At 64.9% G+C, this 22804-nt stretch carries 22 protein-coding genes; 8 read left to right on the forward strand and 14 right to left on the reverse strand.

All coding sequences use genetic code 11. The features are described 5' to 3' along the window. The first annotated feature begins 689 nt into the window (after positions 1–689). Positions 690–2102 carry a carbohydrate porin gene (locus tag G5S35_RS22810; RefSeq protein WP_183039083.1) on the forward strand — a complete coding sequence of 471 codons (1413 nt, stop codon included), beginning with the start codon at positions 690–692 and terminating at the stop codon, positions 2100–2102. An 82-nt stretch (positions 2103–2184) separates the two neighbouring features. On the opposite strand, the gene G5S35_RS22815 is transcribed toward G5S35_RS22810, so the two are convergent. The 8 genes from G5S35_RS22815 to G5S35_RS22850 form a co-directional block, all read right to left on the reverse strand. After that, positions 2185–2400 carry a YXWGXW repeat-containing protein gene (locus tag G5S35_RS22815; protein ID WP_065059919.1) on the reverse strand — a complete coding sequence of 72 codons (216 nt, stop codon included), beginning with the start codon at positions 2398–2400 and terminating at the stop codon, positions 2185–2187. 88 nt (positions 2401–2488) lie between these two features. Beyond that, positions 2489–3640, reverse strand: coding sequence for a DUF1501 domain-containing protein (locus G5S35_RS22820; protein ID WP_183039084.1), 1152 nt, complete (start codon positions 3638–3640; stop codon positions 2489–2491). Between the two features lie 3 nt (positions 3641–3643). After that, positions 3644–5131, reverse strand: a complete 1488-nt coding sequence (locus tag G5S35_RS22825; RefSeq protein WP_183039085.1) for a DUF1800 domain-containing protein — start codon at positions 5129–5131, stop codon at positions 3644–3646. A 110-nt stretch (positions 5132–5241) separates the two neighbouring features. Then, entirely contained in the window at positions 5242–5790 is a 549-nt protein-coding gene (locus G5S35_RS22830) for a periplasmic heavy metal sensor (protein ID WP_065059916.1), read from the reverse strand. Beyond that, positions 5787–6293 carry a hypothetical protein gene (locus G5S35_RS22835; protein ID WP_110326729.1) on the reverse strand — a complete coding sequence of 169 codons (507 nt, stop codon included), beginning with the start codon at positions 6291–6293 and terminating at the stop codon, positions 5787–5789. The genes G5S35_RS22830 and G5S35_RS22835 overlap by 4 nt, the downstream gene beginning before the upstream one ends. Beyond that, positions 6290–7045 (reverse strand): RNA polymerase sigma factor, encoded by a 756-nt coding sequence (locus G5S35_RS22840; RefSeq protein ID WP_373681590.1) that lies wholly within the window; start codon positions 7043–7045, stop codon positions 6290–6292. The genes G5S35_RS22835 and G5S35_RS22840 overlap by 4 nt, the downstream gene beginning before the upstream one ends. A 140-nt stretch (positions 7046–7185) precedes the next feature. Next, positions 7186–7503 carry a YXWGXW repeat-containing protein gene (locus G5S35_RS22845; protein WP_183039086.1) on the reverse strand — a complete coding sequence of 106 codons (318 nt, stop codon included), beginning with the start codon at positions 7501–7503 and terminating at the stop codon, positions 7186–7188. Positions 7504–7677: 174 nt separating this feature from the next. Further along, positions 7678–8619 carry a LysR family transcriptional regulator gene (locus G5S35_RS22850; protein WP_183039087.1) on the reverse strand — a complete coding sequence of 314 codons (942 nt, stop codon included), beginning with the start codon at positions 8617–8619 and terminating at the stop codon, positions 7678–7680. A 78-nt stretch (positions 8620–8697) separates the two neighbouring features. Here G5S35_RS22850 and G5S35_RS22855 point away from each other — a divergent pair, with 78 nt between their 5' ends. From G5S35_RS22855 to G5S35_RS22870, 4 genes are all read left to right on the forward strand, one after another. Next, positions 8698–9639 (forward strand): carbon-nitrogen hydrolase family protein, encoded by a 942-nt coding sequence (locus tag G5S35_RS22855; protein ID WP_065057961.1) that lies wholly within the window; start codon positions 8698–8700, stop codon positions 9637–9639. A gap of 195 nt (positions 9640–9834) precedes the next feature. Beyond that, positions 9835–11388 carry a DHA2 family efflux MFS transporter permease subunit gene (locus tag G5S35_RS22860; RefSeq protein WP_183039088.1) on the forward strand — a complete coding sequence of 518 codons (1554 nt, stop codon included), beginning with the start codon at positions 9835–9837 and terminating at the stop codon, positions 11386–11388. A gap of 540 nt (positions 11389–11928) precedes the next feature. Then, entirely contained in the window at positions 11929–13086 is a 1158-nt protein-coding gene (locus G5S35_RS22865; protein WP_065057963.1) for a porin, read from the forward strand. Between the two features lie 265 nt (positions 13087–13351). Beyond that, a complete protein-coding gene (locus G5S35_RS22870) occupies positions 13352–13747 on the forward strand; it encodes a PPC domain-containing DNA-binding protein (RefSeq protein WP_124260472.1) in 396 nt (131 codons plus the stop codon). A gap of 99 nt (positions 13748–13846) precedes the next feature. Here the strand turns inward: G5S35_RS22870 and G5S35_RS22875 are convergent, their stop codons facing one another. From G5S35_RS22875 to G5S35_RS22885, 3 genes are all read right to left on the reverse strand, one after another. Further along, the gene (locus G5S35_RS22875; RefSeq protein ID WP_065057965.1) at positions 13847–15019 is read right to left on the reverse strand and encodes a porin; all 1173 of its coding nucleotides are present in this window, start codon (positions 15017–15019) and stop codon (positions 13847–13849) included. A gap of 372 nt (positions 15020–15391) precedes the next feature. After that, positions 15392–15568: a DUF1328 domain-containing protein gene (locus tag G5S35_RS22880; protein ID WP_074982537.1), complete on the reverse strand. Its 177-nt coding sequence runs from the start codon at positions 15566–15568 to the stop codon at positions 15392–15394. Between the two features lie 125 nt (positions 15569–15693). Further along, entirely contained in the window at positions 15694–16605 is a 912-nt protein-coding gene (locus G5S35_RS22885; protein WP_074982535.1) for a LysR family transcriptional regulator, read from the reverse strand. A 140-nt stretch (positions 16606–16745) separates the two neighbouring features. Between G5S35_RS22885 and G5S35_RS22890 the strand changes: the two genes are divergently transcribed. From G5S35_RS22890 to G5S35_RS22900, 3 genes are all read left to right on the forward strand, one after another. Next, the gene (locus G5S35_RS22890; protein ID WP_074982531.1) at positions 16746–18005 is read left to right on the forward strand and encodes a CaiB/BaiF CoA transferase family protein; all 1260 of its coding nucleotides are present in this window, start codon (positions 16746–16748) and stop codon (positions 18003–18005) included. Then, the gene (locus G5S35_RS22895) at positions 17998–19137 is read left to right on the forward strand and encodes an acyl-CoA dehydrogenase family protein (protein ID WP_074982522.1); all 1140 of its coding nucleotides are present in this window, start codon (positions 17998–18000) and stop codon (positions 19135–19137) included. Before G5S35_RS22890 ends, G5S35_RS22895 begins: the two co-directional genes overlap by 8 nt. Before the next feature lie 142 nt (positions 19138–19279). Continuing rightward, the gene (locus G5S35_RS22900; RefSeq protein WP_183039089.1) at positions 19280–20716 is read left to right on the forward strand and encodes a purine-cytosine permease family protein; all 1437 of its coding nucleotides are present in this window, start codon (positions 19280–19282) and stop codon (positions 20714–20716) included. Between the two features lie 102 nt (positions 20717–20818). Here G5S35_RS22900 and G5S35_RS22905 read toward each other — a convergent pair whose 3' ends face one another. From G5S35_RS22905 to G5S35_RS22915, 3 genes are read right to left on the reverse strand one after another with little or no spacing between them, the layout of a single operon-like run. Continuing rightward, positions 20819–21115 carry a YciI family protein gene (locus G5S35_RS22905; RefSeq protein WP_065057969.1) on the reverse strand — a complete coding sequence of 99 codons (297 nt, stop codon included), beginning with the start codon at positions 21113–21115 and terminating at the stop codon, positions 20819–20821. A 16-nt stretch (positions 21116–21131) separates the two neighbouring features. Further along, complete coding sequence (catC, locus tag G5S35_RS22910) at positions 21132–21416, reverse strand: muconolactone Delta-isomerase (protein ID WP_065057970.1); 285 nt, start codon at positions 21414–21416, stop codon at positions 21132–21134. 55 nt (positions 21417–21471) lie between these two features. After that, positions 21472–22800, reverse strand: coding sequence for a short-chain fatty acid transporter (locus G5S35_RS22915; protein ID WP_110326745.1), 1329 nt, complete (start codon positions 22798–22800; stop codon positions 21472–21474). Positions 22801–22804 lie beyond the last annotated feature (4 nt).

Here is a 22804-nt window from a genome sequence, read left to right on the forward strand (position 1 = left end):
TGGCGCGTCAACACGGTCTTACGCCGCGCATCGAATAAACTTCCGGTCGGTATGAAGCTGGGAGTTTGAAAGGGACGTGGTAGGCAGAGCACGCAATATTGCGAGAATCGTACGGCGAATTGCACAGCCAACCTGTGCATTGAGAATCAATTCGATTGAAGGGGACGCGATGCCCCATCGGCTGCTTTTTTTGCTTGCGGTTCTGCAGAAGACCCGAATACAATCCGCCGCGTCACAACGAAAGGAGTCCCTCGTGGACACAAGCTCTAGCAGTGGAAGTTCGATGCCGGTCCACGCCGGCGTCGCAGCCGCGAGTTAGCCGCGAATTCGTCGCACAGGACATGTCCTTCGCCGCTAGCTCGCTTTGTCGGGTTAGCGCGCTTCATCGTCGCGCCGATTGTCGGGCTTGTGCTCGCATTGGTGTCGCCATCAGCACGCTCCCTTTGTTGAATTGAATCGTGTCGCGCGCACACGCGTTTTGCGTTGCGCCGTCGCGTCATCATTCGCCGTTCCGGCTCGTCTGGCCGGACGGAGGTGGGCTTATGTTCGTCAAAAATTTTTCGGTATCGCACCGTGGCGTGGTCGCGCGAGATGTATTTGCCGTATTTCACGCGGCTTTAAAAAAGAAATCGCTTAATGACCTCGCAATCGTCCAGGCAATTGCGCCGGACGCACTCGCCGCGACAATCATGAAAATGCCCCGCAAACGCGCAGTGATGCAGGCAGCGACGCCCGTTCGCCTTGGCGCGCTGATCGCACTTTGCCTCGCGCAGTCCGCATTCGCGCAAAGTGCGGATGCGCCCACTGGTTTGTGGAGCCGCTCGACGCTGTTCGGCGATCTGGGCGGGCTGCGCCCTTGGCTCGATGCGCGTGGCGTGACGTTCGGGCTGCAGGAAACCAGCGAGTATCTGAACAATCTCTCGGGCGGCACGCACCGGAGCGGCGCGTACGACGGATTCACGGAATTGAGCGTCGGCGTCGATACGCAAAAAGCGTTCGGCTGGCCTGGCGGCGTCTTCAATGTTTCCGCGCTGCAGATACACGGCACGAGCCTCACGCAACGCAATCTTCAGGCGCTGCAGGCGGTGTCCGGTGTCGAAGCCGATGCCGGCACGCGTCTGTGGGAACTCTGGTATCAGCAGTCGTTCGCGAGCGGCAAGGCCGACATCAAGATCGGCCAGCAAAGCGCCGATCAGGAATTCATGGCCAGCGAGTACGCGGGCGCGTTCATGAACGCCACGTTCGGCTGGCCGGTGCTGCCGTCCGTCGATATGCCCGCGGGCGGCCCCGCGTATCCGCTTTCGTCGCTCGGCGTACGGTTGCGCGTGACGCCGTCGAATGCGTGGACCGTGCTCGCGGGCGTATTCGACGGCAATCCTTCGGGCATCGGCAGCGGAAGCGCCAACAGCAACGGCGACGCGCACGGCACGAATTTCAATCTGCACGATGGCGCGCTGTTCATCGGCGAAGTGCAATATGCGTTGAATGCGTCCGATACATCTGCGCCCGATGCCAAATCATCAGGATTGCCAGGTACCTACAAACTGGGGTTCTGGTACAACACGCAACATTTCGCCGATCAGCAATTCGATACCGGCGGTGTTTCGCTCGCCAATCCCGCGAGCACGGGCATGGCGCAATCGCATCGCGGCGATTACGGCCTGTACGCCGTGGCCGATCAGATGGTCTGGCGTCCCTCGGCGGACAGTCCGCAATCGCTTGGCGTGTTCGCACGCGTGATGGGCGCGCCGGGCGATCGCAATCTCGTCGATCTCGCAGTCAATGCGGGCGTCACGCTCAAGGCGCCGTTCACCGACCGCGACAACGACGTGGCGGGGCTCGCGGTGAGCTACGCGAAAATCGGCTCGCACGCGCGAGGTCTCGCGAACGATACGGCGGCTGTGACGCCAGGCTATCCGGCGCTCAGTTCGGAAACGGTGCTGGAAGCGACGTATCAGTTTCAGATTGCGCCGTGGTGGCAGGTGCAGGCCGACTTTCAGTACGTGTTCCGTCCGGGCGGCGGCGTGCCCGATCCGCAGAATACGTCCCGTCGTATCGGCGACGAGGCGGTGGTCGGCGTGAGGACCGTCGTTGCGTTCTGATCGATGCCAATAAAAAGGCGCGCCGTGCGTGGCGCGCCTTTTTATCGCTTTGTGTCCGGTTTTGTGTCCGGATTCGTGGCGATCAATAAGCCGCAACCCAGTGTCCAGGCACCCACGCCCAGTGATTGCCTTCCCAGCGGTAGTGGCCCTTCACCCAGTGATAACCGGGCGACGGCGCGGGCGGCACGACCTCGACGCGCGGGGCCGGCTCGGGCGGCCGCGCGGGCTCCACCACGCAGGCCGAAAGCAGCGCGGCGCTCGTGAACAAAGCGGTGAGCAGCATCGGCTTCGTTTTCATGATCGGGTTCCTCCTTGATGTGTGATTGGCTTGTTGGTCGTGCGGGGATGCGTCCGGCGCTGCGAATTGCGTCGCGCCAGGCGTCTTGTCATGTGCGGATCAGACCCATCATCGGCCGCGTCGTGCCTGCTTCGGCGAACAGCGCGGCAGCCGTGCGTTGCGGATCGAGGCCGAGGCTTTCCGCGGCGGCCCCTGCGATGAGCGCATCGAGCGAAGCAGTCGGTTTGAGATCGCGTCCCTCGTAGAGGTCGGCGTGGCGCAGGCCGGGCCAGTCGGCGATCACGCGTCCGCCCGCGACCGCGCCGCCCATCAGCATCCCCACGGATCCCTGGCCGTGGTCGGTGCCGCCGGTGCCGTTCGCGGCGGCGGTGCGGCCAAACTCCGTCGCCACCAGCACGCCGGTCTTGTCCCACGCCGGACCGAGCCCGCTGCGCAGCGCGGCGAGCATCGTGTCGAGCGCCTTCAACTGATTGCCGAGCCGCGCGTTCTGCGCGCTGTGCGTGTCCCAGCCGCCGGTCTCGATCATCGCGATGCGCGGGCCGTCCGGGCGCGCCAGAAAATCGGCGGCGAGCTTGCCGAGACTGGTCGGGTCCTGCTTCGCGCTCGCGTCGCCCGCGAGGCCGCGTGCGTTCATCGCCGAGGTCCAGAGGCCGCGCAATTGCGCGTCGCTCTCGTAAAGCGCGGAGACGCGCGTGAGCAGATCGTCCGACGCGGCGGGCAGCGCGGAGGGCGCATACGACGTTGCGTGCGCCGCGCCACGCAAAGCGAGCGGCACCGTGGGCGCGAGCGCGATGGCGCTGTCGCCGCGCGTCGGACCGATTTGCGCAACGAGGCGATTGAGCCAGCCGTCCTTCACCTGATACGGCGCGCGCCCGCCCGTTTCGAGCACGTTCTGGCCATCGAAATGCGAGCGGTCGCGATACGGCGAAGCGATCGCGTGAACGAACAGCGCCTGCCCCGATCGATACAGTTGCGCGGTCTGCGCGAGCGACGGATGCAGCGCGAACGTGCCGTCGAGTTTCGCGGCCTTGTCCGTGTCGATGGCGAGCGCGCCGCGCAGCGACGCGTAAGCGGGATCGGCATAGGGCACGACGATGTTCAGGCCGTCGGCGGCGCCGCGCTGGATCACGAACACGAAGCGGCGATCGGTGGCCGCGCTCGCGAAAACGAGTTGCGGCGCGACGAGCATCGCGCCCGCGCCGGCGGCGGCGACGCGCAGAAAGTGGCGACGGGAGAGCATGCGTTATCTCCTCAAAAAGTCGGGCGAGACGAGCAGCAGCGCGACGGCGGTCTGCGCGCTTTCGGCGTGCGCGACGGCCGTGGCCGTGGGCGCGCCGAGCGTGCCGGGCAGCACGCTCTGACCGAGCGTGCGTGGGTCGAGCGTGTCGCCGACACGCGCGGCGAAGCGTTGCGCGACTTCGACGCGGCGCACGAGCGCGTCGGGTGCGGCCCAGCTTGCGGCGATGTCGTCGTAGCCCGCGGGCGAGCCGGGCCGCCACACGGGCTGGCCCAGTTGCGTGAGCAGCGGCGCGGCGTTCAGGCCGCCCGAGCCGCCGCGATCGCGCCAGCCGAGCGCGCGCATCGACGAGACGGTCCAGTCCCACGGCGTCTTGAACTTGGCGTCGTCGGCGGACCAGGCTTGCGGCGCTTCCACCAGCGCGCGATAGACGCTCGGCAGATCGCCGCCGCTTTGTTCGAACACTTGCGCGAGGCGGTCGGTGAGCGCGGGCGGCGGATTGTCGGCCACGAAATGACGCGCGAGCTGAAACGCGATATGGCGGCTCGTCGGCGGCGCGTGCGCGAGGTCGTGCAGAATCGCGCGCGCCTGTCGTTCGTCATCCTGATCATATTGGCGACCCATCACGGTGCGCGTGCCGGGCTCGTGCAGCGCGCGCCGGAACACGAACGCGCCGGGCGCGGCGTTGCCCGGTTGCGGGCCGCGCACGCCCGCCACGCTCCAGCCCGTGAGCGCGCGCGCGAATTCGGTGACGTCGGCCTGCGTGTAGCCGGTGCGCACGCCGAGCGTGTGCAGCTCCATGATTTCGCGCGCGAGATTCTCGTTGAGACCGCGTTGATGCGAGGGATCGCGTTGATCGGCGCGCAGCGCGGCGCGGCTGTTCGGGCCGACCGAGCGGATCTGATCGAGAAAGACCTGCATGGCCGCGTGCTGTTCGACGGCGACCAGCAACGCGTCGAAAGTGCCGAGCACGTGCGGGCGGATCGCTTCCATCTCGAACGAACCGGCGAGTCCGGCGAGCGCGGGTTTGTCGACGGAAACCGCAAAGTGATTCGACCAGAAGTGGACGAGGCGCTCGACGAAGGGCGTGTCCGTCTGCAAGGCGCTGTCGAGGCGCGCGTTCACGGCGCTGCGATAGACCTCGACGCCTTCGCGCCGGATCGTGCGATTCACGGCTTGACGTTTGGCCTGAGTCGATGTGGCGGGCGCGGCGTCGCTGGCGGCGTCTTTCATCGCGCTGTTCGTCGCGCTGTTGGCCGCGCTGTTGGCCGCCATATCGCCGCTCAAACCTTGCTGACGCTCCTCGCCGAAGCGCGTCGTAAGCGCGATCGCGCCGGGCTGATCGCGCCAGGCGGCGGGCAGCGCTTCATAGCGCGCGAACTGATCGAGCAGCCAATGCGGCGGATTGTCGGGCGGCGCTTCGTCGGGGCGCGCGCCGAGGCCGAAGCGATTCATGGCGATCGCGGCGGCGCGGGCGGTCGGCAAGCTGTTCATGCGCGCTCCTCGTGACGTGGCGTATTTCCCTTAAACGCGGTGGCGTCGGGAATCCGTCGCGAGGATCGCGATTTTTTTGCGCTTGTTCTGTCACGCGATGCCGCGCGACGTCAGTTCGTCTCGCCCGCTTCGCTGGCCGCGCTCGCGGCGGCGCGCGGCGCTTTGCGCGGCGCGGGCAGTCGCCATTGACCGCTGCGCCTCAAACCTTCGACAAACTTCAGGCGCTCGTCGGGCGTGAGCGTCGCGGCATAGTCGGCGACGCCGCTTTCCACCTTCGCGCGCAAGGCGCTGTCCGCTTCGCGCGTGTGCGCGAGCGCGGTGTCGAGCGCGGCACGGTCGAGTTGCGGCGCGGCAAGCAGATCGAGCACCTCGCGGCGATCTTCGCGAGCGGCGCGTGCATCCTCGCGGCCTGCGCGGCGCGCGGCCTTGAGCGCGTCGATGAACTGTTGTTGACGCTCGGGCGTCAGGCCGTCGGTGGCGAAACGCAGCGCCGCGCGCGCCATCGGCGTCGGCGGGCTTTGCGTCTGCATCTGCGTTAGCGTATCGATCGCGCCGCGCGCGGCGAACCAGCGCCACGCGCCGCCTGCAATCGCGCCGAGCAGAAACACGTTGAGCAGCACCGATCCCACCAGCAGCGCTTTCCAGGAACGGCCGTTCATTCGTCGCTCCCGTCGTCGCCGGCATCGCCGACACTCGATCCCAGATAGCTGCTTTCGTGGGTGAATTCGTGCGCGGCGTCCCGGGCCGCGTCGCGCGATTCGAACGCGGCCCGCGGGCCGTACACGGACGCCGCCGGATGGCCGAGCAGCATCAGCGACATCGCGAGCGCGCCCGCCACGGCGCCCGCGAGTCCCGCGCCCGCGAACGCCGCGCCCGACCACCAGAAGCGCCGGCGTTTCGACGATGCATCGGCGCGAACGGGGCGCTGGGGCACCGGCGCGGGCGCGCTCGCCACGATCTGCTCGACGAGCGCGCGCGAGGGCGGCGCGACCATGTCGCGGGCGAGCCACGCGTCGAGTTCGAGCGCGGCTTCGAGCGCGGCATCGGCTTCGGCGCGATGCGTGCGCGCCCAGGCGAGCGCGTCGGCGCGTTCCGCCTGCGGCCAGCGCCGCGGGTCGGCGCCCCACGCTTCGACGAGAGTGTGGAATCGTTCGGGTGTCATGCGGAGTCCTTGCCGGCGCCATCACCGGCCAGTTGTGCGCGCAGGGTGCGCCGGGCGCGCGCCAGCAGGCTTTCGAGCGCGTCGACCGAAATGTCCATCAGGCCGGCCGCCTCGAGATTCGAAAGCTCTTGATAGTACGTGAGCACGAGCGCTTCGCGTTGCCGCACGGGCAGCGCGGCCAGCGCCGCGCGCACGCGTTCGTCGCGCGTGCGGGCTTCGATGCGCAGATCGGGCGTGGCGGCCGGATCGGCTTCGTCGGGCAGCGTCTCGGCGGGCTCCTCGCGACGGCCGCGCAGACGGTCGTAGCAGAGATTGAGCGCGACGCGGTGCAGCCAGGTGTCGAAGCGCGCTTCGCCGCTGCGCCAGTGGGGCGCCTGTTTCCAGATGCGCACGAAGGCCTCCTGGGCGATGTCTTCGGCTTCCATGCGGTCGCCGAGCATGCGGGTGGCGAGCGCGAGCAGGCGCGGCAGCTTGCTCAGGACGAGCGTGCGCACCGCGCCGGCGTCGCGTGCGCCGACGCGCGCGACGAGTTCCGCGTCGGGGTCGCGCTCGTTCAAGGCGCGACGCCGCGGCGCGGCGGATGCGGGTGGCGCGGATGGGGCCGCTGCCGGTGCAGCAACTGCCGCCGCGGCATCGGGCGCGGTGCCGCCTGCCTGCGCCGCACGAGTCTCATCGTCGTCCCCTCCCAGGGCGTGGGCCGGTGCGTGGTGCGCCGCCGTAGCGGCGTCGGCCGGTTCGCGAACGTTCAATATACGACGACCGCGGGCCGGGAGTAGGCCGGACGGGCCGGTACCACGACGCAGCCGGTCAGGATGGCCGCCGCGAGCGTGAGCAGGATGAGGATCTTCATGATCGTGCGCCGGTTCGGTCGGAGTCATTCACCTGGACGGGTTCAGGCCCAGTGGCCCGGCACCCAGCGCCAGTTCGGACCGTGCGCGATCCAGTGGCCCGGCACCCAGCGGTAGCCCGCGCGCACCGGCTGCCAGTGACCGGGACGCCAGACGTAGTCTCCGTGTGCCCAGTGCCAGTGGCCCGGATCCCAGACGAAGCCGGGACGCGGCGGCGGTACGGTTTCGACGCGCATCGGCGGCGGCCCGTGCGGCGCGATGATGACGGTCTGCGCGAATGCGGTGACCGGCACGGCAAACGAAACGCTGGCGAGCGCCAGAACGGCGGCGCTGACGAGCGTGCGAAGCGATGGGTTCGACATGGAAACTCTCCCTCTTTCGTGACGGGCGCGGTGCTGGCGTGGCCCTTGTGCGAATTGAACGGAGTGAGGCGGAGAAATCCGTCGCGGGAGAGGTGAAAATTTTTTCGATGCGGCGAGTGGGCCGTTTTTCGGTGCTTCGAGCGCGATCGTTGCGTTCGGTTTACGGTGCAAGCATTACGGTGCGAGCAACGCCGGCGCACACGCCGCTACGGCGTCGCGCACGCGCACGACGGCTGCGTCGCGCATCGCGCTGGCGCGCCAGCCCAGTTCGATCGGATAGCCCGGCAGCGCGAGCGGGCACGCCACCATGCGCAGGCCGGTGAGCGCCGCGATGGCGCGCGCGGCGTGGCGCGGAATCGTGGCCACGGCCCGGGTGCCCGCGAGCAGATGCGGCAGCGCCGCGAAATGCGTGGTCGATGCGATCACGTTGCGCTTCAGGCCGTGCGCCGCGAGCGCTTCGTCGACGATGCCCACCACGCCGCCCGACGACACGAGAATATGGCCGCGCGCGACGAAGGCATCGAGCGTCAGGCCGTTGCTCTCACGCGTGTTCCTGTCGCCGGGCGGGCACGACGCGGCGTCCAGCAGGCACGCGTAATCGCCCTGACCGAGCGCCTGATGGCTGAGCCCGCGCGCGGAAAAGCCGCCCGCCGCGATCGCCAGATCGATTTCCTGATTGGCGAGGCTGTCGCTCACGATCTGGCTGTAGGTCTGGCGAAAGATCACACGCAGGCCCGGCGCGTGCCGCGCGAGGTGCATCATGATCGGCTGGCCGAGCGCGAGTTCGAAGTCGTCGGAGAGGCCGATGGCGACGGCGCGGCCGTGAAAGTGCGTCGCGTGCGGCGAGGCGATCGCGAGCGACTGGCGGCATTTGTCGAGCGCTTCGCTGATCAGCGGCTTCAGCTCGCGGGCGCGCGCGGTCGGCGCGAGGCCGCGTCCGGTCGGCGTGAACAGGCGGTCGGCATAGAGTTCCCGCAGACGCTTGAGCGCCGCGCTGACCGCGGGCTGCGTCATGTCGAGGCGGATCGCCGCACGGCTCGCGCCGCCTTCCTCGAAGAGTGCTTCGAAGATCTTCAGCAGATTCAGGTCGACGTCGGAGATATCACTCGCAGGCATAGCTGAAATGGACTGCGCCGGTGGGCGCGCGGTGGCGATCCCGCCATGATACGGACACGCACACATACGGAGAACATCATGTCGAAATCGAAGGTGGCGGCATTGCAGATCGGCTCGTCGGCGCAGGGCAAGGCCGCAACGCTCGAGCACATCCTGTCATTCGAGGCGGCGATCCGCGACTCGGGCGCGCAGCTCGTGGTCATGCCCGAGGCGCTGCTCGGCGGCTATCCGAAGGGCGAGATCTTCGGCACGCGGCTGGGCTACCGTCTGCCCGAGGGACGCGAGGCGTTCGCGGCCTACTACGAGAACGCCATCGACGTGCCGGGCGCGGAAACGGCCGCGCTCGCCGAATTGTCAGCGCGCTGCGGGGCGTCGATCGTGATCGGCGTGATCGAACGCGCGGGCAGCACGTTGTATTGCACGGCGCTCTTTTTCGATCCGCAGGCGGGGCTGGTCGCGAAGCACCGCAAGCTCATGCCGACCGGCACCGAACGGCTGATCTGGGGGCAGGGCGACGGATCGACGCTGCCCGTGGTGAACACGGCGGCGGGCGTGGCGGGCGCGGCGATCTGCTGGGAGAATCACATGCCGCTGCTGCGCATGGCGATGTACGCGAAAGGTGTGCAGATCTGGTGCGCGCCGACCGTCGACGAGCGCGAGATCTGGCAATGCTCGATGCGACATATTGCCCACGAGGGGCGGTGTTTCGTGATCAGCGCGTGCCAGGTGCAACCGTCGCCGTCGGCGCTCGGCATCGAGGTGCCGGGCTGGGATCCGGCGCGTCCGCTGATCAATGGCGGCAGCGTGATCGTCGGGCCGCTCGGCGAAATCCTCGCGGGACCGCTGCACGGCGAGACCGGCCTCGTGGTCGCACAGATCGACACCGACGAACTGATCCGCGCGCGCTACGACTTCGACGTGGTGGGCCATTACGCCCGTCCGGACGTGTTCGCGCTGAACGTGGACGAGCGCGCGAAGCGCAGCGTGCAGTTCACGGGCGGCGAGCCTGGCGGCCTGTGAATCGCCTGCGTCGAGTTGATTCGTATCGCTAAGTAATTTGCTGATGAAACATGCGCCGCGCGGCGCGATTCGCGCGCCGCATTGTTGCCGCCCGCGTCATTGATTGATGCGCGCGGCGACATTGATCGGCGTGCGAGGGGCCGTTAGGCTCCCGGGTGGCCCGCGAGGCGCCGCCCATCACTCCACGCACGCTCCATGTCTGCACCGCAATCCACCGCGCCGCTCAGCGGCGGCAAGCTCGCGCTCGGCACCATTGCCGTGTCGCTGGCGATGTTCATGAACGTGCTCGATTCGTCGATCGCGAACGTCGCCATCCCGACCATTTCCGGCGACCTCGGCGTGTCCGTCGACGAAGGCACGTGGGTCATCACGATCTTCGCGGCCGCCAACGCCGTTTCCATTCCGCTCACCGGCTGGCTCACGCAGCGTTTCGGCCAGGTGAAACTGTTCACCACCTCGATCTTGTTGTTCGTGCTGGCCTCGTGGCTGTGCGGCATGGCGCCGAACCTGCCCACGCTGCTCGCCGCGCGCATTCTGCAGGGCGTGGTGGCCGGACCGCTCGCGCCGCTTTCGCAGGCGCTGCTGCTCGGCTCGTGGCCCAAACAGAAGTCGTCGACGGCGCTCGCGCTCTGGTCGATGACCGCGCTGATCGGGCCGATCGCCGGGCCGTCGCTCGGCGGCTGGATCACCTACGACTACAACTGGTCGTGGATCTTCTATATCAACGTGCCGGTGGGCCTGTTCGCCGCCGCCGTCACGTGGTTCATCTATCGCGACCGCGAGTCGGCCACGCGGCGCGTGCCGATCGACGGCGTGGGGCTGATCCTGCTCGTCGTGTGGGTGGCCTCGCTGCAGATCATGCTCGACAAGGGCAAGGATCTCGCGTGGTTCGATTCGCCGCTGATCGTGACGCTCGCGATCGTGGCGCTGGTGGGCTTCGCGTTCTTCGTGGTGTGGGAACTGACCGAAAAGAATCCGGTGGTCGACATCCGCCTGTTTTCGCAGCGCAATTTCGCGGGCGGCACGATCTCGATCTCGGTGGCCTACGGCATGTTCTTCGGCACGCTCGTGCTGTTGCCGCAATGGATGCAGGGCTATCTCGGCTACCGTGCCGTGGATTCGGGTCTCACCACCGCGCCGCTCGGCATCTTCGCCGTGGTGCTCACGCCGATCATCGGGCGCATTCTGCCGCGTAGCGACCCACGCTACATCGCCACGCTCGCGTTCATCGGCTTCGCCGCGGTGTTCCTCATGCGCACGCAGTTCTACACCGACGTCTCGCACTGGGACCTCGTGCTGCCCACGCTGCTGCAGGGCATTCCGATGGCGATGTTCTTCGTGCCGCTTACCTCGATCATTCTTTCGGGGCTGCCGCCCGAGAAGATTCCGGCGGCCGCCGGGCTCTCGAACTTCGCGCGCACATTCTGCGGCGCGGTGGGCACCTCGCTGATCGGCAACGCCTGGAACGACCGCACGATCCTGCATCACGTGCGGCTCACGGAGCAGGCCAGCGTGACCAATCCGGCCTTCATGCAGAGCGTGGAGTCGGCGCGCCAGTCGCTGCACGTGAGCACCGACGCGGCCTATGGGCTGTTCAACTTCTCGGTGGATGCACAGGCCGCGGTAATGGGGCTGAACGACATTTTCTATATCTCGGCGTTCATATTTATCGCCATTATTCCGCTCATCTGGATTACGCGTCCTTCAAAAAGTTCCGCAGATTCTTCAAATACTGCCGGCGCCCACTGATTACGGGAACTTTTTGCGTTTAAATGAATACGGCCCGATATTTCGGGCCGTTGTTTTTTAATCGGGGATTGAAACGCACGCGAAAGCCGGGCGTAATTGACAGCGCATTGTCGCAGCGAAATCGCGACGTTTGGCCGCATGGGCCGCCAATAAAAATGGGGCGGCCCGCAGCAACGGACCACCCCACCTGTCCGTTGCAACTGTTCCGGAGTTTCTTCAGACCCGGAAATATTACCATGGCCTCAAGCCTTGAATTAACGCACTTTTGACAATAATCAAGTTCGTGATCTTGACAGTGGCGTCGCGTGATTGCCACAGCCGTGTGACAGACAGATGACGCGGGCGATTCGATTTTTCCCTTTGCGCACAAGGTTTTAAGCGTCGATTTTCGGATATTTCCAGATTTCGCAAATATCTGTTCCAGCACTTGCGTACTGCGATTTGCGCACTTTGGCACTTAAACTTCGCTGCGAGATTGCCGGGATGGCTCCAATACCCGGATCCATTCAGGTCAGTCTGAATGTCAATTTAAGGAAAGTCATGAAGAACACTCTGATTATCGCGGGCGTCCTGAGCGCCTTCGCAGTTTCGGCTCACGCACAAAGCAGCGTCACGCTGTACGGTTCGCTGGATGCGGGTATCGTCTACGCGAACAACGCAGGCGGCCATTCGCAATGGAACCAGGGCAGCGGCGCTCTGTCCGACACGTACTTCGGCCTGAAGGGCAGCGAAGACCTCGGTGGCGGTCTGCATGCGATCTTCACGTTGGAAAACGGCTTTAACCTGAACAACGGCAAGGACACGGAAAGCAACACCATGTTCAACCGTCAGGCTTACGTTGGTCTGCAAAGCGATCGCTTCGGTACGGTGACGCTGGGCCGCCAGTACGACTCGATGGTTGACTACCTGTCGCCGCTGTCGGAAGCAGGCGCTGGCTACGGCAACAACCTGGCCGCTCACCCGTTCGACAACGACAACCTCGACCACTCGTTCTCGATCAAGAACGCAGTGAAGTACACGAGCGCGAACTACGCTGGCTTCAAGGTCGGCGGCCTGTACGGCTTCAGCAACGACGCCGGCCAGTTCTCGAACAACCGCGCATGGAGCGTCGGTGCTTCGTACAACAACGGCCCGCTGAACGCAGCCGCTGCTTACCTGCAAATGAACAACTCGCGCACGAACTCAAACACGAGCGGCGCGAACTCGGCTGGCGCAGGCAACAACACGAACCTGTCGGCTGAAACGCAACGCACGTTCGGCGCTGGCGTGAACTACTCGTACGGCCCGGCAACGGTCGGCTTCGTGTGGACCCACACGCAGTACGAAGGCCTGATCGCTGGCTCGCAAGGCGGCGACACGCTGTACACGTTCGCGAACAACACGAACCTGCACCTCGACAACTTCGAACTGAACGGCCGTTACGCGCTGACCCCGGCTCTGAGCCTGGACGCGTCGTACACGTTCACGGACGGCAAGCTGAAGAACTCGGCTGGCTCGACGGATCCGAAGTGGCACACCGTTTCGCTGCAAGCTGACTACTCGCTCTCGAAGCGTACCGATGTGTACGTCGAAGGCGTCTACCAGCACGCATCGGGTTCGCTGGGCAACCAGGCAAACGTGGCTATGATCAACACGCTGTCGCCGTCGACGACGCCGAACCAGATCGCTGCTACGGTTGGTCTGCGTCACCGCTTCTAATCGAAGCCTGATGTAAGCCTTCATCGTCGGACGAAGGGCGCGCGAACCGGATCGGCCGGTCCGGTCCCGCGCTGCTCGACTGGCGATCGAACTGGCCCGTCATGCGGATCGCGCTCACAAGGCGCGTTTCGCTGGCGGGCCAGTTTGTTTTGGTGGCGCATGTTTTTGCGCCGCCCGATCGTGCGTACGAACGCATCGTCAGTTATTGCAGCGCGCACGGAACCGCTTTACCCTGTGAGTCGCCATCTCACACCGGAGTCCGCCGATGCAAGCGTTGCCCTTACGTTTGTCGCCCGGAGACGATCTGCGCGAAACACTGGCCGCCGCGCTCGCCCAGCACGGCGTGCAGGCGGCGTTCGTGGTGCAGGGCATCGGCAGCCTGAGCGCGGTGGAACTGCGCTATGCGGGCGTCGATACACCGGCGTCGCTGCGCGGCGATTTCGAAATTCTCACGCTGGCCGGTTCGTTGTCGCGCGACGGCGCCCATCTGCATGCGAGCGTGTCCGACGCACACGGCCGCGTATCGGGCGGCCACGTCGCGCACGGCTGCATCGTGCGCACAACTGCCGAAGTGCTGCTCATGCTGTTGCCCGACTACGCGTTCACGCGCGAGCACGATGCGCAAACCGGCTTCATGGAACTCGTCGTGCGCAAGGCGTAACGTGTAGCGCGAAAAACGCGGACGTGAAAAAACGGCGGACGGTCGATGACCGTGCCGCCGTTTTCTTGTCGGCTAAGCCGCTATACCGCTGCGCGCGACCTAGAACTTCAGACGCATGCCCGCGGCCACCACGGCTTGCGTGTTGCTCGACGAAGCCGCGAGGTTATAGATCGACGCGTTGCCCAGCACGGCGATGCCGTTCGCGCCCGAGACGCGCTGATACGTGCCTTCAAGATACAGATCGGTGCGCTTCGACAGCGCGTAGTCGGCCTGCAGCATGAACTGGTTCCAGTGCGGCGACGCATTGCCTGCCGCGCGGCTCAGCGAACCGTCGGTGTAGGTGTACGAACCGCCCAGGCTGAATTGCGGCGTGAGCTGGTAGCGGCCGTTCACTTCGTAGTTGTTGAACGTGAGGTAGTCGGCGTCGAAGGTGTTGAGCGAGCCGCCCTGCGCGATTTCCGTCGGCGAAGCGATCATGGTGCGCGTGAACACCACGCCCACCTTGGCCGCGCCGATCGTGTAGCTGCCGCCTGCGCCGAGCGTGCGCGTACGCGCGCTGACAAACATCGGATCGTTGTCGGTGCTGCTGCCCGCGGAGAGTGCGCCGCCCGTGGTCGAGCCCGGGTTGTTGCCCTGGAAGTACGCGACCGCGAGGTTGATCGGGCCGCCGTTCCACGACGCGCCGAAGGTGTACGCGTTGTTCATCGAGAAGCCGCCGCCCTGATTGCTGAACGCGTAGGCGCCTTCGACCTGGAAGCCCGAGTAGATCGGGCTGCGGTACTTGACGGCGTTGTTCATGCGCACGTCGTTATTCAGGTTGTCGTTGTCGAACGGGTGATCGGCGATATTGCCGCCGAAACCCGAGCCCGTTGCCGACATCGGCGCGATCATGTCGACGAGCGCGTCATACTGGCGGCCCAGCGTGAGCGAGCCGTATTGATCGCTGGCGAGGCCGACCCAGGCTTGCCGGCCGAACAGATAGCCGCCGTTCGAACCCTTGCCGTTGACGACCGAGAAGCCGTTCTCGAGCTGGAAGATCGCCTTGAGGCCGCCACCGAGATCTTCGGAGCCGCGCAGACCCCAGCGGCTCGTGCTCAGGTTGCCCGACTGCACGGCCCAGGCCGTGCCGTGACCCGCCGACGACTTCTGGTTGCTGATGTAGTCGATCCCTGCGTCGACGGTACCGTACAGCGTGACGCTGCTTTGTGCGTGCGCCATCGACGACGCTGCCACGGTGGCGAGGGCGAGAGTATTCAACAACGCTTTTTTCATGTCGATTCCGTAGATGAAAAGAATTTCGCCGCGCGGACAGGAGAGCGTGTGATTAGTAGTCCGATGGGGATCTGTGGGCCCGTGCGGCGGGAACCGAGAATTTAAGGAAATGCAATTACAGGTCCGTGTCGAAAACGGCCTGAAAAATGAAACATGGTTTAAGTTGTTGATGCGGAAAATTTAGAATCGCGCACGGCAGGCGTGAACACCGCGCGGAACAGGGGAGGCGAGGTGCGCGGAGAAGCACACCGAAAGGTCTTGAAAGCGGATGCACAGGGCAGGCGAACCGCGCCACGTTGCAGAATGTGTGGCGCGGGAGCGACGCTAATTGATGCGCTGATTGACGCGCTAATCGACGAACGCGACGAACGGCTAATCGACGATCTTTTTAGCCACGAAGACACCGAGCACCAGAAACGCGATGCACAGCACGAGGAAAATGAAAAACAGAATCTTGGCGATCGCGGCCGCACCGGCGGCGACTCCCGTAAAACCAAACAAGGCCGCAACAACGGCCACAATAGCAAAGAACAATGCCATCTTGAGCATTCGTTTTCTCCTGACGAGCGTGGGCGAGCCGGACACCGCCTGATTGCTTCAGGCGCCCGGCCAAGGCCAGTTTGACCTTCCGGACAGAGAGCAAACGGTGTTCCCGGAGCGGTTTCGCCGGCGCTTCAACGCCCGGTGCGCTCGCGCATGGCCTGCGCCACGGCTTCGCGCACACATGCCGCGAGCAGATCGGACGCGTGCGTGTGCGCCGCGCGAGCAGGGCGCGCGATAACGAGCGGCTGCACGATGGTCGATTCGCGGATCGGGCGTTCGGCGATGAGCGTCGTCTGCGCCACGCCGGGGCTTTGCGTGATGAGCAGCGAAACGCCCAGCCCGCTCGCCACCATCGAGCGAACGAGTTCGATCGAGGTCGCGCGATAACGCACGTTGGGCGACAGCCCGCATTGCCAGAACGGCGCCATCAGGAAGTCGCGGCTTTGCGGCAGGTCGATCTGGATAAACGGCTCTTTCGCGAGATCGTGCAGCGATACGGCGCGCTTGCGCTTCGCGAGCGCGGAGTCGGCGGGCACCAGCGCATACGGCTTCAGTTCGGCGAGACACTCGCGTTCGATGTCGTCGGGCAGGCCCACGTCGTACATCAGCGCGAAGTCGATCTGCCGTTTGTGCAGCCAGGTGTCGAGCTGGGCGAGATCGCCCTCCACGAACCGGATCGACAGGCGCGGGAAACGCGCTTGTGCGATCTTGAGCACGCGCGGCAGATAGACCGGCGCAATCGTGCGGAACACGCCTACCTGTACGTGGCCGCCGTCTTCGTCGCCCGTGTCGTCGGTTTCGAATGCCGAGGCCGAGGCGAGCAGCGCACGCGCTTCCGTGAGTTTGCGCTCCCCGAACTGCGTGAGCGTCATGCCCGTGCCCGCGCCACGCGAAAATAGTGGCGCGCTGAAATGCGTTTCGAGTTCGCGGATGGCCACCGAGATCGACGGCTGCGAAACGTTCAGATGTTTGGCGGCGGCAGTCGTGCTGCCGGTTTCGGCGGCGGTGGCGAAGTAACGCAGCAGTCGCAGTGAAAGGCTCATTCGGCTAGCTCGGATCGGTGCGCGCGAGGCTATATAAAAAACGTATAGGCGTTAATTTATTCCAGTATTTTATCTTATGGCTGGCGCGGTGCAGAATCGGCTCACCGGTCGACTCGACCGGATGTTCAGGAGACTCCGCCGTGACTGATTCCGTGTTGCCGCTGCAAGGTATTCGTGTGATCGATTTTTCCCGCGTGTTGGCGGGGCCGCTGTGCTCCGCGCTGCTCGGCGATCTGGGCGCGGAGGTCATCAAGATCGAGCCGCCGGGCGGCGACGACTATCGCGCGATCGGCCCCTTCGCGGAAGGCGAAAGCGGCTTGTTCAGCGCGATGAACCGTAACAAGCAGAGCGTCGTGATCGACCTGAAGACCGACGCGGGGCGCGCGCTCGCGCAGTCGCTTTGCGCGCAGGCCGACGTGGTGGTCGAGAACTTTCGCCCCGGCGTGGCGACGCGGCTCGGCATTGGCTACGAGACGCTGGTGGCGCGCAATCCGGCGCTCGTCTATGCGAGCGTGTCGGGCTTCGGGCAGAGCGGGCCGGAGTCGCATCGACCCGCTTACGACATCATCCTGCAAGCGATGTGCGGGCTCATGGACGCGACCGGCGCGCCCGATGGCGAACCCACGGTCATCGGCGAATCGGTGTCCGATGTGGTGAGCGGCATCTTCGCGTCGTGGGGCGTGCTCGCCGCGCTGCTGGCTCGCGAGCGCACGGGCACAGGCACGCACGTCGATGTTGCCATGTTCGACGCCACGCTGAGCCTGACCGCCACGCTCGTCTCGCGCTATGCCACGACCGGTGCTTCGCAGCGGCGCGTGGGTAATCGCCATCCGTCCTCGGCGCCGTTCGGGGCATTCCGCGCGTGCGATGGCCACTTCGTCGTGGCCGTGCTGAATAACCGGCTGTTTGCGCGGCTGGCGCAGGCGATCGGCGCGCCGGAACTGCCCGGCGACCCGCGCTTCGAGAGCGACAGTTTGCGCTGCGAGCACGAAGCGGCGCTACGCGAGCGTATCGAAGCATGGTCGAGCGAATTGACCGTCGCACAGGTGAACGCGGCGTTGAGCGACGCCGGCATTCCTGTCGCGCCGATTCAAAGCGTGCGCGCGGCGCTCGAAAGCGAGCAGGCGCGCGAACGCGGCTTGTTGATCGACGCGCCTTCAGGCAACGGTAAGACCGTGCGTCTGCCGCGCCAGCCGGTGAAATTTTCCGCGTATCCGAACACGCGTTCGACGCGCGCGCCGCGCCTCGGCGAGCATACGTTGGCCGTGCTGTCGCAAAAGCTTGGACTCGACGACGAACAGATCGCCGCGTTGTGCGATGCCGGTGCAATCACCGCGCTACATCATCACGCGAACAAAGATTCGTATAACGAAATAAAAGAGGAGAATACGCATGCTTAAGCGACTGGGTGTGAGCGACGCCGATCTGGAGATCGCCGATGCAATCCGCCGTTACGCGCAAACCGAACTTGCGCCGCGCGCGGCACAGGTCGATCACGAGGAAATCGCCACGACGCGCTACGTGAGCGCGCTCGCCGAACTCGGCGTGATGGGCATGAATCTGCCGGAGCGATGGGGCGGCATTGGCGCGACGCCTGCCGCGATCATCCTCGCGCTTTCGGAAATCGCGGCCGCATGCGCAGCCACATCGTCGATGATCGGCGCGCATTATCTCGCCACCGACTCGCTGCTGATCGGCGCCGACGACGCATTGCGCGAGCGCTATTTGCCCGACGCGGCGGCGGGCGTCAAACTCGGCGCATTCGCGTTGACGGAACCCCAGGCTGGTTCGAATCCCGCGGGCATGAAAACCGTCGCGCTGCGCGAAGGCGACGGCTACCGGCTGCGCGGCACCAAGCATTTCATTTCAAACGCGGGCGCGGCGCACTTTATCGTGGTGTATGCGAAGACGTCGCCCGAGCAGGGCACGCGCGGCATCAGCGCATTCGTGGTGGATACGAACACGCCGGGCGTCACCATTTCAGGCGCGGAAAAGCTGATGGGCATACGCGGCGCACCGGCGCACGAAATCGCGCTCGATTGCTTTGTGCCTGAGGCGAATCGTCTGGGCGAAGAGGGCACGGGTTTTCGCACGGCGATGAAAGTGCTCGATAACAGCCGCCTCGACGTGGCGGCGACGAGTCTCGGCATTGCCGAAGCGGCGCTCTCCGACGCGGTGGAATGGGCGAAGCAACGCGAAGTGGGCGGCGAAGCGCTCGCGCGCAAGCAAGGCTTGCAGTGGGTATTCGCCGATATGAAGACGCGGCTCGAAGCCGCCTGGTTGCTCACCTTGCAGGCGGCCGCGCGGCGAGGCGCGGGCGAACCGTTCACGGATGCCGCGTCGATGGCGAAACTTTACGCCTCGGAAATGGTGGGATTCGTCACCGACGCCGCGTTGCAGATGCATGGAGGATACGGCTTTACGCGCGAGCTGCGGGTGGAGCGACTCGTGCGCGACGCGCGGATTCTGCGGATCTACGAAGGCTCATCGGAGATTCAACGCACGGTGATCGCGCGCGCCGTGCTCGCCTGAATGCTGCGGATGCCGGACGCACACAGGGTTTATCAAGTCTGGCACACACGGTTTTTGTTCATATAAATTCATCGAGCCGGTTTTTTAAGCCGTTTTATTCGCACTCTCATACCCCAGCAGTTCTGCCCACAAGGAGCGAAGCATGGTTCGCACCGCAACACGTACTGCAAAACCTTCGTTGGTCGAGCGGCGCTCGATCGACTATATTCCCGACGCCGAACGCCACGGCAGCCTGCGCAGTCAGTTCACGCTGTGGTTCGGCGCGAATCTGCAGATCACCGCCGTGGTGGTCGGCGCGCTCGCGGTGGTATTGGGCGGCGACGTTTTCTGGTCGGTTATCGGTTTGCTCATCGGGCAATTGCTGGGCGGTGTCGTGATGGCGCTGCACGGCGCGCAGGGTCCGCAACTCGGTTTGCCGCAAATGATTTCGAGTCGCGTGCAATTCGGCGTGTACGGCGCGATTATTCCGCTCGTGCTCGTTTGCGTGATGTATGTGGGATTTTCGGCGGGCGGCACCGTGCTGGCCGGGCAGGCGATTGCTGAATTGCTCAACGTGGGCAATACCTCGGCCATCCTGATCTTCGCGGCTATCGTGATCCTGCTGGCGGGTCTCGGTTATCGCACCATACATGCGATGGGGCGTGTGGCGAGCGTGGTCGGCACGCTGGCGTTTCTGTATCTGTTCGCGAGTTTGTTGCACGGTCACGCGTGGGCGACGCTGGCGGCCAACCGGCATTTCACGCCCGCTTCGTTTCTGCTGGCGGTGTCGCTTTCGGCGTCGTGGCAAATCGCTTACGGTCCTTACGTGGCCGATTACTCGCGCTATCTACCGAAGTCGACGTCGCCGCTGAAAACCTTTTTCGCCGTGTTCAGCGGCACGGTGGTCGGCGCGCAGGTGGCGATGACCTTCGGCGTGTTCGCCGCCGCGCTGGCGGGTGACCGCTTCGCGGGCCACGAGGTGGCCTTCGTGGTCGGGCTCGGCGCAACGGGTGCGATCGCGGGCGTTCTCTATCTGACGATCGCGCTGGGCAAGCTCACGATCACCACGCTCAATGCCTACGGCAGCGTGATGTCGGTGGCGGCGATCATTACCGGCATCGGCCAGCGCCGCGAGATTTCGGGCTGCACGCGGATTGCATTCGTGATTCTCACGGTGAGCGTGTCAAGCGCGATCGCGCTCGCGGGGCAGCACGCGTTTTTGAAAGCGTTCTCGTCGTTTCTGTTGTTTCTGCTGATCTTCTTCACGCCGTGGAGCGCGATCAATCTCGTCGATTACTACTGCGTGACGCGCGAACGCTACGACGTCCCGGCGCTGTTCGACGCGAATGGCCGCTATGGACGCTGGAACGGCGTGGGCATCGCGGTGTACGTGCTGGGCGTGCTGGTGCAGTTGCCGTTTGTCGCCACGGGCTTTTATACGGGGCCGTGGGTCGATCGGCTGGGCGGCGTGGATATTTCGTGGATCGTCGGCATCGTGGTGCCGGGCGCGCTGTATTACTGCGCGACGCGGTTTGCCCGCTCGAACGTGCCCGAGCAGATGATCCTGCCGGAAGCGGCGGGCAGTATCGAAGCCCGATAAAAAACGGCCCAGACGCGCAGGAGGGGCGCACGCCGGGCCAAACAGCGGCGCCGTACAGGCACGGCGCCGTCCGAGGGTTGATGCTTTAAACGAGCGTCGTGCTCAGAGGTAGCAGGTGCCGTCCACGTAGGCCTTGCGCCAGCGCACGATGCTCACGCGCTCGAACAGATCCACTTTCCAGAACGGATCTTGGGCGATGAACTGTTCGGCCGCGTCGCGCGTTTCAACGTCGACAATATAAATGCCGCCGCCCGCGCTGCTGCCGTCGTCGTTGAGCTTGGCGCCACAGGCGAGCAGCAGCGCCTTGTTGGCTTCGAGAAACGCGAGATGCACCTCGCGCTCGCTGGCGCGTACATGCGCGTGACCGGGCTTGTCGAAGGTTTCGATCAGAAAGGGCATGGCAATCGCACTCCGCTTAATTGGGCGCAATGGCCGAAGGATGCTGCGCGAGCGGCGTGACGCTGATCTTCATGAACGGGAACAGCGGCAGCGCGGAAAGCATCGTGTGCAGTTCGTCGTTCGATTCCACGTCGAATACGCTGTAATTCGCATACTCGCCCACCACGCGCCACAGATGGCGCCATTTGCCTTCCTGCTGGAGCTTCTGCGAAAAGGCCTTTTCCTCGGCCTTCAGCGCGTCGGCGAAAGCCTTGTCGGTGTCGGCCGGGATCTGGACTTGCATATGAACGAGAAACAGCATCGTGAACTCCTGTTGATTCGAATGAGGCGAGCGAAGAAAAATGCCGGTTCGAGCGTTAGCCCCAGATGAGAATCGCCGCCGAATACACGATGCCGATCCAGATCATCATGATGACCGTGTAGCCCATGATGTCTTTGAGCTTGAGTTTCGACAGCGCGAGCGCCGGCAGAATCCAGAACGGCTGCACCAGATCGTTCCACGCGTTGCCGAGCATCACCGCCGTGGACGTATGGCCGACCGACGCGCCGAGGGTCTTGGCCGCCTCGATCATGAACGGGCCTTGAATGACCCAGTGGCCGCCGCCCGAGGGCGCGAAGAAGTTAATCACGAACGAACTGATCAAGCCCCAGAACGGCAGCGTGGCCGGCGTGGCGACTTTCACGAACGCTTCGGAAAACGTGTTGACGAGCCCCGACGACGCCATGATCGCCATAATGCCCGCATAAAACGGATATTGCAGAATGATGCCGCTGATCGTGCGAATGCCTTCGTTCAGTTTCTCCACATAGCGGATCGGCGTGCCGAGCAGCAGGATGCCGAGGAACAGAATGAAGAAGTTGATGAGATTCAGGTCGATGCTGCCGCCCTGCACGAAATGCAGCGCCACATAACCCATGCCGATCAGACCGATCACGTAGCTCAGCACGCGGCTGTTGTTCAGGCGGTTGGCGAGCGTTTTGCCGTCGTCCACGTCGATGGCGGGTGTGTCCGCCTTCGACTGCGCTTCGCGCGCGCGGTCGATTTCCTTCACGGGCTGGCCGGCCTTCGGATGCAGCCACGCATTGAGCAGTGGCAGCGTGATGATGGTCACGAGGCTCGTGATCAGCATCGTCGGCGAAAAGATTGTTTCGGACAACGGAATGACGCCCATTTGTGCTTCGAGCGGATGGCCCTTCGTCGAGATCAGCACGGGAATGCTGGCCGACAGCCCGAGGCCGTAGAGCGTGAAGCCGCTATAGGCGGAGGCGATGATGAGCGGATAATGCACGCCGTTCACGCGCATCGCGAGCTTGCGCGCGACGATGCCGCCCACCACGAGACCGAAGCCCCAGTTCAGATAACTGCCGATGCCGCCCACCAGCGTCGCGACGATGATCGCCATACGCGGCGAATTCACGTGCGAGACGAGGCGATCGAGAAAGCGGTCCGTGAGCGGCGCGGTTGCGAGCACGTAACCCATTGCGAGAATCACGGCCATTTGCGTGGTGAACGCGAGCAGCGCCCAGAAGCCCTTGCCCCAGCTCGTGGTGAGCGCTGTGACGGCCTGGCCCTGGACGATCACGGCGAGCGCCATCGTGAGCAACGTCAGGCCGATGGCGAAGACAAAAGGATCGGGCAGATACCGGCGCATCAGCTCGGTGAAGAAGGCGGTGACTCTTTGCATGGCT

Source organism: Paraburkholderia tropica, from assembly GCF_014171495.1.
GTDB classification, from domain to species: Bacteria; Pseudomonadota; Gammaproteobacteria; order Burkholderiales; family Burkholderiaceae; genus Paraburkholderia; species Paraburkholderia tropica.

Excerpts from the sequence above, each read along its gene's own strand:
- G5S35_RS22870 (WP_124260472.1), top strand. The coding sequence starts at position 13,352 with ATGCAAGCGTTGCCCTTACGTTTGTCGCCCGGAGACGATCTGCGCGAA.
- G5S35_RS22905 (WP_065057969.1), bottom strand. The coding sequence starts at position 21,115 with ATGCCCTTTCTGATCGAAACCTTCGACAAGCCCGGTCACGCGCATGTA.
- G5S35_RS22820 (WP_183039084.1), bottom strand. The coding sequence starts at position 3,640 with ATGCTCTCCCGTCGCCACTTTCTGCGCGTCGCCGCCGCCGGCGCGGGC.
- G5S35_RS22835 (WP_110326729.1), bottom strand. The coding sequence starts at position 6,293 with ATGACACCCGAACGATTCCACACTCTCGTCGAAGCGTGGGGCGCCGAC.
- G5S35_RS22825 (WP_183039085.1), bottom strand. The coding sequence starts at position 5,131 with ATGAACAGCTTGCCGACCGCCCGCGCCGCCGCGATCGCCATGAATCGC.
- G5S35_RS22815 (WP_065059919.1), bottom strand. The coding sequence starts at position 2,400 with ATGAAAACGAAGCCGATGCTGCTCACCGCTTTGTTCACGAGCGCCGCG.
- G5S35_RS22850 (WP_183039087.1), bottom strand. The coding sequence starts at position 8,619 with ATGCCTGCGAGTGATATCTCCGACGTCGACCTGAATCTGCTGAAGATC.
- G5S35_RS22915 (WP_110326745.1), bottom strand. The coding sequence starts at position 22,800 with ATGCAAAGAGTCACCGCCTTCTTCACCGAGCTGATGCGCCGGTATCTG.
- G5S35_RS22895 (WP_074982522.1), top strand. The coding sequence starts at position 17,998 with ATGCTTAAGCGACTGGGTGTGAGCGACGCCGATCTGGAGATCGCCGAT.
- G5S35_RS22810 (WP_183039083.1), top strand. The coding sequence starts at position 690 with ATGAAAATGCCCCGCAAACGCGCAGTGATGCAGGCAGCGACGCCCGTT.
- G5S35_RS22900 (WP_183039089.1), top strand. The coding sequence starts at position 19,280 with ATGGTTCGCACCGCAACACGTACTGCAAAACCTTCGTTGGTCGAGCGG.
- G5S35_RS22845 (WP_183039086.1), bottom strand. The coding sequence starts at position 7,503 with ATGTCGAACCCATCGCTTCGCACGCTCGTCAGCGCCGCCGTTCTGGCG.
- G5S35_RS22855 (WP_065057961.1), top strand. The coding sequence starts at position 8,698 with ATGTCGAAATCGAAGGTGGCGGCATTGCAGATCGGCTCGTCGGCGCAG.
- G5S35_RS22860 (WP_183039088.1), top strand. The coding sequence starts at position 9,835 with ATGTCTGCACCGCAATCCACCGCGCCGCTCAGCGGCGGCAAGCTCGCG.
- G5S35_RS22830 (WP_065059916.1), bottom strand. The coding sequence starts at position 5,790 with ATGAACGGCCGTTCCTGGAAAGCGCTGCTGGTGGGATCGGTGCTGCTC.
- catC (WP_065057970.1), bottom strand. The coding sequence starts at position 21,416 with ATGCTGTTTCTCGTTCATATGCAAGTCCAGATCCCGGCCGACACCGAC.
- G5S35_RS22885 (WP_074982535.1), bottom strand. The coding sequence starts at position 16,605 with ATGAGCCTTTCACTGCGACTGCTGCGTTACTTCGCCACCGCCGCCGAA.
- G5S35_RS22880 (WP_074982537.1), bottom strand. The coding sequence starts at position 15,568 with ATGCTCAAGATGGCATTGTTCTTTGCTATTGTGGCCGTTGTTGCGGCC.
- G5S35_RS22875 (WP_065057965.1), bottom strand. The coding sequence starts at position 15,019 with ATGAAAAAAGCGTTGTTGAATACTCTCGCCCTCGCCACCGTGGCAGCG.
- G5S35_RS22865 (WP_065057963.1), top strand. The coding sequence starts at position 11,929 with ATGAAGAACACTCTGATTATCGCGGGCGTCCTGAGCGCCTTCGCAGTT.